Consider the following 9,821-nt stretch of genomic DNA (forward strand, 5'->3'; position numbering starts at 1 on the left):
CCCGCCCAGGCCGGCGCCGGGGCCCAGCACCGTCCGTACGGCGGCCTCGACCCGGTCGGCGGCCCCGCCGGGTGCGGCGCCCGGGCCGGGACCGGGGGCGGTCCGCGGCGCACCGGCCGGGTCGGCCCCGGCGGCGCGGGGGGCCGGCGGCGCCTCCTCGCGGGCGCCGTCGAGGGCGAAGCGGGCGGTCCCGTCCGGGGTGAGCCACACCCGCCGGGCGGGGGCGCCGGTGTCGGCGGCCTCGGCGGCGACCAGGTCGGCGACCTCCTCCGGCAGCAGCCCGAGGCCGGCCGGGCGGACCCCGGCCGAGTAGCGGCCCTGGACGTAGCCGGGCTCCACGACGACGGAGCGGATGCCGTGGGCGCCGTGGTGGCGGTCGATGCCGTGCAGCACGCTCTCGGCGGCGGCCTTGCCCGCGACGTAGTCCGACCAGCCGCGCGGGTGGTAGCGGACGGCCTCCGACCCGATCAGGACGAAGCAGCCGTGCTGGCGCAGCAGCATGCCGTCGAGGACGGCGTCGGCCAGGTCGCGCAGGGCCGCGTAGCCGACGTCGAGGTGCTCGCGGTAGCCGGCCGTGAGCGGCGCGGCCGCCGCGTGCACGACGAGGGCCGGCTCCAGGGCGGCGATCTTCGCGGCGGCGGCCCCGCGGGCGGCGGGGTCCGCGAGGTCGGCGGTCACCGAGTGCACGGTGGCCCCGGCGCGCTCGCAGTCGGCGGCCAGTTCCCCGGCGCCGCCGCGGTGGACCAGCGCGAGGTCCCAGCCGCGGGCCGCCAGGGCCCGGGCCACGGCGGAGCCGATGTCCCCGGCCGCGCCGGTGACCACGGCGGTGCGGGGCGCGCCGGCCGGGACCAGCCGCCCGCCGGTGGTCTCGTCGGGGCGCGGGCGCGGGGCGCGCACGGTGGTGCGGACCTCGCCGTCGAGGACGACCTCCCGGTCCTGGTACGCCAGCACCCGGCAGGTGAAGACGCCGGTGGCGGGGCTCACCGACAGCACGCGCAGGGAGTAGTGGACGGGGCGGTCGAAGGCGACGGCGCGCACGGGCCGGAACTCGGTGCCGAGGATGACGGCTCCGGGTCCGGGCAGCACCATGCCGATGAGCGCGGAGACGGGGCCCAGCGTCATCACGAGCGGGACGATGGGGGTCTCGAACTCGGTCTCGGCGGCGTGCGCGGCGTCGTGGTGGATCGGGTTGTGGTCGCCGGTGACGGCGGCGAAGGCCTCGAACTCGGCGGCCGTGAAGGTGTGGCTGCTGTGGGCGCTGTCGCCCGGGGTGACGTCATGCACGGTGGTTCTCCGCCTCGGTGTGGTCGGCGACGTCCAGCCACGCGGGGGCGTGGTGCTCGCCGGTCAGGTCCAGTCGCCAGGTGCCCTCGGCCGCTCCCGGGCCGAAGCCCGCGTCCGCGAAGACGCCGCGGCAGGGCGCGTTGCGCTCGGTCGGGACGACCAGCCCGTGCAGGCGGGTGCGTCCCGCGGCGGCGAGGGAGGACGCCAGCCAGCGCAGCGCGCCCGCCTCGACGCCCCGGCCCAGCACCCGGCAGGAGAGCAGGTAGCCGTCGACGGTGGTCTCGCCGCCCTGGTGGGTGAGCACCAGCAGGCCCAGGTCCTCGCGCGCGCTGAAGCGGTCGGCGACGCCCAGGACGAGGACGTCCGAGTCGGGCGCGGCGGCCAGCCGGCGCAGTTCGGCGCGGGTGTGGCGGCGGGTGGTGGTGTTGAACTGGTTCGTCTTGGCGCACAGTTGCTCGGCGCGCGCGGTGTTCCCCTCGGTGAGGGGGCTGATGTGCAGGGTGGTGCCGAGCGAGGCGTAGAAGTCCTCGATCCGCTCGAAGCCGGCGCGCCGGCGTTCGACCTGGGCGCGGGCGCGGTACTGCTCGGTGCGGCGCCGGTCGGCCTCGGTCACGTTGAACACGGTGGTGTGCGGGTCGTCGAGGAGCGCGTCCGCGTACCCGGCGGGGTCCTCGGGCAGCTCCGGGACGATCACCTGGGGCAGGAACTCCCGTACGCGGGCCCGCTCGACGGGGTTGTCGTCGAGGAACAGCACGTTGGCCAGGCCCACGTTGAGGCGCGCGGCGATGTCGGCGATGGCCTCGGCCTTGGGCCGCCAGCTGATCTCGGTGGCGACGAAGTCCTCCTCGCGCAGCACCATCCCGGAGTGCTCGCGGATCGCGCGCAGGGCGAGGTCCTCGTCGTTCTTGCTGCTGACGGCGAGGGCCACGCCCTGGTCGCGCAGGGCCTTGAGGGCGTGCTGGAGCCGGGCGTGGGCGTTGCCGGGGTGGTCGGTGCCGACCTGGATGCCGTCGATGCCGTCCTCGCCGACGACGCCGTGCCACAGGGTGTTGTCCAGGTCCGTGACGACGACGCGGGCGGTGCGGCCGGTGACGGAGAGGGTGAGCCCCCAGAACCTGCGGGCGAGGGCCCGGCTCAGGGCCGCCCCGTGGGGAACCCGCCCCACCAGCCACAGCCGCTGGTCGACGAGGGGGCCGCCGCCGGTGCGGGCGACGACCTCGGGCAGGTCGACGACGTGGACGTGGTCGTGGCCGCCCAGGGCCTCGCGCAGCAGCCGGTCGGCCTCGCGCCACAGGGGGCCGGTGTCGGCGGCGGAGGGCTGGAGGGGGGCGAAGGAGAGCACGAAGACGGGCCGGTCGGTGGTGGCGGCGTAGGCGCCGACCAGTCCGGTGTAGTGCTCCACGGCCCCGGCGAGCCGTTCGCGGTCGTCCGGGACGAGGGTGTCGGTGGAGAGGACGTCCTCCAGCCGGTCGGTGAAGAAGGAGGCGTGCGGGGCGAACCGGCGCAGGGCGGAGCCCGGATCGTGGACCTCGCGGGCGAGGGTGCCGTACTCGGGCACGTGGAGGGCGAACGGGGCGTACCCGAGGATCCGCCGGCCCTCGGCGGTCGTCTGCGCGGCGAGGACCTCCAGGTTGCGGGTGCCGAGCAGGGCCAGCCGTACGGGCTCCGCGGCCAGTTGGCGGGCCCGGTGCTCGATCACCCGGGGTTCGCGGAGCAGGACGTACGGGTCGGCCCCGATCAGTTCCCCGCAGACGCGGGCGAGGTCGGTGACGGAGACCGCTTCCACGGCGGCGTCCCACAGCGGGGTGCGGGCCAGCAGGCCGTCGGCGCGCAGCCGGTCGAAGACCGGGGCGAAGTCCAGGACGGAGTCCAGGGCCGTGTCGCGGACGATCATCTCCAGGTCGAGGGGGACCGGGCCGGCGCCGAAGTCCGCCGTGCCGCTCACCGTCATCGGGTGGCGGTAGGGGACCTTCTCCAGCTCCTCGTAGCGGTGGACCTGGGTGCAGGAGTTCCAGTCGGCGCCGAGGGTGGCGATGCGCGCGGCGTGGCGTTCGAAGACCTCGAAGACGGTGCCGGCGCCGAAGGCCGTGTCGGAGGGGCAGGCGGCCAGTTCGTCGGCGAGGGGGCCGGCCACGGCGAACGAGTACACCGGGTGGGGGGTCCGGCGTACCTCGGGCAGGTCCAGGAACCACTGCACGAGCACGCCCGTGTTCGGGGCGGAGGTGCGGTGGTGGTACGCCTTGGTGCGGCAGAACTCGAAGGTGACGGCGGGCAGGGCGACCGTGACGCCCTCGGCGACCAGGGCCCGCAGGGCGGCGAGGAGGTCGCCGCGCAGCCCTTCGGCGGGGGTACGGAAGGCGAACAGCGAGGAGTGCAGCACGAGCAGGCGGTCGTCGGGGCCGAGGACGGACTTGAGGGCGGCCAGGAGTTCGTCGCGGCGGGATGCGCGGCGGGGAGCATGGCCAGGGGCGTTGCGGGGGGCGTTGCGGGGGGCGTCGCCGGTGGCGTGGCCGGGAGCGTGGGGCATCAGGAGGCTCCCGTGGCCAGCGGGTACGGCTCGCCGACCAGTACCTCGGCGAGGGCTTCGGCCAGGCGCCTGTTCTCCTGCGGGGCGCGGCAGGCCACCCGCAGGTAGCGGTCGCCGTCGGGCATGGACTTGCCGCCGCAGTCCTTGACGAGGATGCCGTGTTCGGCGAAGGTGCGGCGGACCACCTCGTGGGCGGAGGCGCCGGCGGGCAGCCGCAGCATCACGTAGTTGGCGTCCGGGGGGTAGACGGTGACGCCGGGCAGTTCCTCCAGGAGGCCGGCGAGTTCGTCGCGGTCGCGGCGGACGCGGTCGCAGCTGGCGGCGAAGGCCTCCCGGTAGCGGGGCAGCAGGCGCAGGAAGGATTCGGCGAAGCCGTTGACGTTCCAGATGGGCAGGGCGGCGCGGACGTCGGCGACGAAGCCGGTGTCGGCCGACAGCAGGTAGCCCAGGCGCAGTCCGCCGATGCCGTACACCTTGCTCATGCTCTTGACCACGGTCAGGCCGGGCAGTTCGGCGAGGTCGGGCTCCAGGCTGTGCCCGGGTGCGCAGAAGTCCACGAAGGACTCGTCCACGACGAGCCGGATCCCGTCGTCGGCCAGCAGCCGGGCGAGGGTGACGAGGTCGGCGCGCGGGACCGCCATCGAGGTGGGGTTGTTGGGGGAGGTGATGATCACGGAGCGGACGCCGGCCTGCCGTGCCTCGTCGGCGACCCGCCGCGGGTCCATGGTGAAGGCGGGGGCGGGCAGGTGGATGCGGTGGACGTCCGCCTCGTCGAACACGGCCTCGTACTCGTTGAAGCCGGGGACGACGAGCGCGGTGCGCCCGGCCAGGCGACCGAGGATCTTGATGAGTTCGGAGGCTCCGTTGGCGACGACGAGGCGTTCGGCGGGCTGGCCTATGGCGGCGCCGAGCAGCCGCTGGAGCGCGCCGTGGCCGACCGGGTAGTGGACCAGGGCGTCGCGGAAGTCCCGGGCCAGTTCGTCCACCAGGGGCGCCGGGGGGAAGTAGAGGTTGTAGAGGAGGCGGTGGTCGACCAGGTCGTAGCGCCAGTAGCCGCCGTGCAGGTTCTCCAGGAGGGTGAGCCGGTCCTCGGAGTCCGCGAAGAGGTACTCGGCGGCGGCGTGGTCGGTGAGGTCGTCCACCTCGTACCAGCGCAGGTGTGCGCAGTCGACGGCGCGGAGCGGGAAGCGCCCGGCGGTGACGGTGTCGGCGAGGACCAGTTCGTAGTAGGCGCCGTGACCGCCGTCGGCGATGAGGGCCTCCAGGGCGGGGACGAACTCCTCGCGCAGGTAACGGGCGCGCAGCAGGTGCACGTTGGCGGTCTTGTAGGTGCCGGCCAGGTCGATCTCGGGGCCCTGCTGGGCGGGCAGCAGCATCGCCGAGACGGTGCCGGCCGCGTCGAGGGTGACGACGGTGCCGTTCATGCCGGGGCGGTGCGGGGCCACGGCGGTGGCCACCTCGGCGTCGGCGGCGGCCAGGGCGAGGGGCAGTTCGGGGTCGAAGACCACGTCCCCCTCGACGAGGTAGACGTCGCGGTCGAGCTGTTCGCGGGCCAGCCACAGGGAGTAGGCGTTGTTGGTGGTGCGGTAGGCGTCGGACTCCACGTACGTCACGGTCATGCCGGCGTGGGTCTCGCCGACCGCCGCGCGCACCTCGTCGGCGAGGTGGCCGACGACGAGGACGCTCTCGCGGACCCCGGCGGCGGCCAGGTGGTCGAGGGTGCGCAGCAGGATGGGCCGGCCGGCCACCGGGAGCAGCGGCTTGGCGTGGTGGAGTCCGAGGCGTCGGCCGAGCCCGGCGGCCAGGACGACGGCCTTGGTAGGCCTGTTCATGAGTGGGTCTCCCCCGTGGTCGCTTCGTGCAGCAGGTCGTCGAGGACGATTTCGCCGATGTCGTGCTGGTAGAGCCACACGCCGTCCGCCCTGCGCGTGTAGCTCGGCTCGCCGCCGATGTCGGCGGAGGGGGCCAGCCCCGCGCCCAGCCCGTAGGCGAGGAGCCGGGGGTGGGCGGCGCCGTCGACGTCGACGAGGTGGCCGCGGTCCGTCACCACCGTGCCGGTCGCGCCGGTGGCGGGGACGAGCGCCGTGCCGTCGGCGTGGGTCAGGGGCGGCAGGTCCGCCTCGAAGCCGTTGGCCATGACGATGACGTCGGCTTCGGCGAGGGCCTTGTGGGCGGCCTCGGTGTCCCGCGGGTCCCCGGCGTGCAGGAGCCGTACCGGCGCCGGGGAGGCACCGGCGAGGCCGAGGGCGGCCCGGGCCAGTTCGTGGGCGCGGCCGCGCAGTCCCCCGTAGCGGTTGACGCGCCCGTTGAGGGGGCAGACGTCGAGGACCGGGTCGAAGGCGTAGCCGTCGGCGCGGGCGGCTTCGGCCCCGTCGTAGAAGAGGCGCAGGCCGGTGCGGTGGAGGACGGTGATCTCGTCCGTGCCCCCGGCCAGCAGCAGGTCGACCGCGGACCAGGCGCTGTGCGATCCGCCGACCACGACGGCCTTGCCGCGGGCGGCGGGCGGGGTGTGGCGGGCGTCGATCAGCGACGAGGAGTGGCGGACCTTGTCCCGGTGGGGCGCGAGCTCCAGGCCGGGAACCACCTCGGCGTCCGCGTAGCCGCCGAGCGGGCGGCCGCCGGTGGCCAGGACCGCACGGCGTGCGGTGAGTTCGAGGCCGGCGCCGGTGGTGACGACCACCCCGTCGGCGGTGAGCCGGACGGCCTCGGCCCGGTCGGTGAACACGGCGCAGCGCGGGTGGGCCTCCAGCAGGCCCGTCACGACGGCGCCGAGCCGGGTGAGGAAGGGCGCGACCACCGAGAGCGGCGGGTGCTCGTCGGCGCGCTCCCTCAGCAGCCGGGTCTCGGGCAGGTCGCGGAGGACGGCGAAGGGACCGGCGGCGGGGAGGCCGTCGAGGCACTCCAGGAAGGGGCCGCCGAGGGAGTTGGCGCCGATGCGGTAGTGCGCCAGGCCCCCGGGGCCCACGGGTCCGGGTTCGACCAGCGCGACGCCCCGGTCGAGCAGCGCGTCGAGGCGGCCGGAGCGGGCGGCGGCGATGATCGGGCCGAGCGCTGCGGGTCCTCCACCGCAGAACACCAGGCCGAAGTACTGGTCGGCAGACGGCAAGAGAGATTCCCCCAAGAACGTGGTCGACAGAACCCCGCCGCATAACCGTCCGTGCGAAAGGACGAGTTGGGCCGGGATTTTCCGGACTGATCGCCAAATAAACCAAACACGGGGTGAACAGGTTGTCAAGACCAATTGTCGAGGGGTACCCGAATGGTCATGGAGCGTGCCCCTGGGGGCAGTTGACAGCCCTGTGCTTGAATGTGCCACTCGACGAAAGGGAGCGTGCGGTGGCCAAGGTCAGCATCTGTGTGCCGGTGTACAACCGGCCCGTGGAAGTGGAGCGTGCGATACGCAGCGCCCTCGACCAGACGTATAGCGACATTGAAGTGGTCGTGGTCGACAATGCGAGTACGGACGACACCTGGGACGTCATCAGGAAATTGGCCGATTCCGATGCCCGGGTGCGCGCGTACCGCAATGACGAACTGCTGCCGCGCGTCCGGAACTGGCGGCGCGCACTCGAATTGAGCGAGGGGGAATACGTCAAGCTCCTCTTCTCCGACGACTGGATATCGCCGGAGGCCGTCGCCCGTTCCGTGGAGGTCCTCGACCGGGATCCCGCCGTCGGTTTCGTGTTCACGGCGATGACGTGGCACTACGAGCGGCCGAAGACCTTCTACCGGCGGCCCGAGGGCCGGATGTCCTCGCTGGAGTTCCTGGTGCGGTCGGCGACGGTCGAGGACCAGGTGCCGGTCAGCGCCTCCTGCACGCTGATGCGCCGGACCGACCTGATCGAGGTCTTCCAGGAGGAGCTGCCGAGCAACCTGCCCTTCGAGTTCACCCACGGCCTCGGCCTGGACGGCACCCTCCTGTGGCGGGTCGCCGACCGCTACCCGCGCCTGCACCACCTCTCCGCCGACCTGGCCCACTCCGCCGACCCGCAGGCGGGCGAGCCGAACACGCGCATGCAGATCGGCGCGGAGCGGCACGAGATGATGTGGTGGGCCTACCGCAACGCCTTCGCCCAGACCCTGCTGGTCTCGCGGCGGCCCGCGCACCAGTTGCGCGCCCTGCGGACGGCCCTGCTGGTGTCCTGCGTACCGCTGCGGCCGACCGCGGTGGCCCTGCGCAACCTGCGGCTGTTCCGGATGATGTTCCCGCGCAACTGGTGGGACCTCGCGCCGCTGGCGACGCCGGTGCGGGGGCTCGTGGCGCGGCGGCTGCGCGAGCCCCTGGACCCGACGATCCCCCTGTAGCGGACCCGGTTCACGCGAAGTCCAGCCGGATGGCCGCGCCGATGGCCCCGACGGCGGCGCGCAGCCGGTCGTGGTCGGCGGCGGTGCCGTGGACGGTGCCCAGGTGGCCCTCCGTCCCGGCCCGCCAGTGCGGGGTGCGGCCGGCGCCGGGGTCCGCCTTGACCTGCCACACCTCCTCCATGGCGGCCACCTCGTCGAGGCCCCGGATCCCCGCGAGGGCGGCTCCGGTGTCGGCGGGGGGCGTCAGGAAGTAGACGAACTCCACTGCGGGGAAGTCCAGTTCCGGTACCTCCAGCGGCAGGCCCAGGGCGGCGCGCAGCGCGGCCCGCAGCAGGTCGAAGCGGGTGGAGCGGCGCAGCAGGGGGCCCACGTAGCCGCCCATGCGGCCGTTGACCTCGATCAGGCGCGGGCCGTCGGGGGTCAGCTTGATCTCCACGTGGGTGACCCCGTCGGTGACGCCGAGGGCGCGCAGCGCCGCCCCGGTCAGGGCGAGCACCTGCTCGGCCAGCGGCCCGGGCAGCGCGGCGGGCTGGAACATGCCCGTCTCCCGGAAGGGTTCGGCCAGCGGCAGCTTCCCGGTCACGCACACGTGGCGGACGGCGCCGCCGGAGCTGACCGACTCCACGGACACGTAGTCCCCGAACCCCGGCCCGGCGGCGTCCGGGTCCCCCGCCAGGTACTCCTCCAGGACGAGCTCCGCCCCGCCGCCGGCCAGGAACTCCCGCGCCACCGCCACGGCCCGCTCGGCGTCGTCGACCCGGCAGGTGTCCACGCTGCCCGCCCCGGAGCGGGGTTTGACGACCGCGGGCAGCCCGACCTCGGCGAGCGCCGCCGGCACCTCCTCCGCGGTCCGCACCGCGAGGCAGCGCGTCGACTGCACCCCGGCCTCGCGCAGCCGGGTCCGCTGCCGCTCCTTGTCGACCAGGACGGCGGCGACGTGCGGCGGGTGGAAGGTCAGCCCGCAGGCCTCGGCCAGCTCGGCCGTGGCGGCGAGGCGGTACTCGCTGAAGGTGGTGATGCCGTCGGGGCGTAGCTCGCGGAGCGCCGCGCGGCGCTGCTCCGGGGAGAGACCGGTGACGTCGAGCACCCGGGCGACCTCGGCGAGCCGGGCGGCGGCACCGGCCGAGCCGGGGAGGTCCTCGTCGCAGACGAAGACGACGGAGCACAGCTTGCGGGCGGAGGCGAGGATCTCCACGGAACCGGCCGACCCGCGGTCGAATACCACGGCGAGAAGAGGCAGTGTGCGCATCCGGCCACGCTAGGCAGCCGTCCTGGCCCCGTCCTCGAGCGCTCGTCGAGGCGCCGCCGACCGGGTGTCCAGCGCCGGGTGCGGACGGGGGCGGCGCTCTGCCGGGAGCGGGCCGGACGGCAGGGCCGACGGGGCGAACGTGATCACCCGGAGGCGGTAAACGATCACGGTCGGTGATCCACACGGCGGGAAAGTGTGAAGAGATGACCGCGTTGATCCGGCCCTCGGGCCGTGCCCGCGCGCCGTGTGAAGGGTGACCGATGCCGAGCGTCTCCACGAGTCCCGCGGGCCGTACACCCGCGCGGGGCCTCCTGACCGTGTGCGCGGGTACGGCCTGCCTGTTGCTGTTCCTGACCCCGCCGGCGGCGGCCGCACCCGCGCCCGGCCCCGTGCCCGCCGTGGAGGCCCCGCCTGCCGCGGCTGCGGTGCCCGGCGCGGCTGCGGCCGGGTCCCGGG

General features: G+C 74.6%; 7 protein-coding genes. 2 read left to right on the forward strand and 5 right to left on the reverse strand.

Going from position 1 to position 9,821, the window contains the following annotated elements:
• From ACFVXK_RS33660 to ACFVXK_RS33675, 4 genes are all read right to left on the reverse strand, one after another.
• Window positions 1–1,284: SDR family NAD(P)-dependent oxidoreductase (locus ACFVXK_RS33660; protein WP_389619502.1), on the reverse strand; the 1,284-nt coding region annotated here is incomplete at its 3' end.
• Window positions 1,277–3,811 carry an HAD-IIIC family phosphatase gene (locus ACFVXK_RS33665; protein ID WP_389619505.1) on the reverse strand — a complete coding sequence of 845 codons (2,535 nt, stop codon included), beginning with the start codon at window positions 3,809–3,811 and terminating at the stop codon, window positions 1,277–1,279. The genes ACFVXK_RS33660 and ACFVXK_RS33665, both read right to left, overlap by 8 nt.
• The gene (locus ACFVXK_RS33670; protein ID WP_389619508.1) at window positions 3,811–5,643 is read right to left on the reverse strand and encodes an aminotransferase class I/II-fold pyridoxal phosphate-dependent enzyme; all 1,833 of its coding nucleotides are present in this window, start codon (window positions 5,641–5,643) and stop codon (window positions 3,811–3,813) included. The genes ACFVXK_RS33665 and ACFVXK_RS33670 overlap by 1 nt, the downstream gene beginning before the upstream one ends.
• The gene (locus tag ACFVXK_RS33675; protein WP_389619511.1) at window positions 5,640–6,917 is read right to left on the reverse strand and encodes a FrbG; all 1,278 of its coding nucleotides are present in this window, start codon (window positions 6,915–6,917) and stop codon (window positions 5,640–5,642) included. The genes ACFVXK_RS33670 and ACFVXK_RS33675 overlap by 4 nt, the downstream gene beginning before the upstream one ends.
• A gap of 230 nt (window positions 6,918–7,147) precedes the next feature.
• Between ACFVXK_RS33675 and ACFVXK_RS33680 the strand changes: the two genes are divergently transcribed.
• Window positions 7,148–8,116 carry a glycosyltransferase family 2 protein gene (locus ACFVXK_RS33680; protein WP_389619514.1) on the forward strand — a complete coding sequence of 323 codons (969 nt, stop codon included), beginning with the start codon at window positions 7,148–7,150 and terminating at the stop codon, window positions 8,114–8,116.
• A gap of 10 nt (window positions 8,117–8,126) precedes the next feature.
• Here the strand turns inward: ACFVXK_RS33680 and ACFVXK_RS33685 are convergent, their stop codons facing one another.
• Window positions 8,127–9,365, reverse strand: a complete 1,239-nt coding sequence (locus ACFVXK_RS33685) for an acetyl-CoA carboxylase biotin carboxylase subunit family protein (RefSeq protein WP_389619517.1) — start codon at window positions 9,363–9,365, stop codon at window positions 8,127–8,129.
• A gap of 260 nt (window positions 9,366–9,625) precedes the next feature.
• Between ACFVXK_RS33685 and ACFVXK_RS33690 the strand changes: the two genes are divergently transcribed.
• Window positions 9,626–9,821, forward strand: a 196-nt coding sequence (locus tag ACFVXK_RS33690; protein ID WP_389619520.1) for a hypothetical protein, incomplete at its 3' end; no start/stop codon positions are given.

It is taken from the genome of Streptomyces sp. NPDC058157 (assembly GCF_042884105.1).
Taxonomy (GTDB): Bacteria; Actinomycetota; Actinomycetes; order Streptomycetales; family Streptomycetaceae; genus Streptomyces.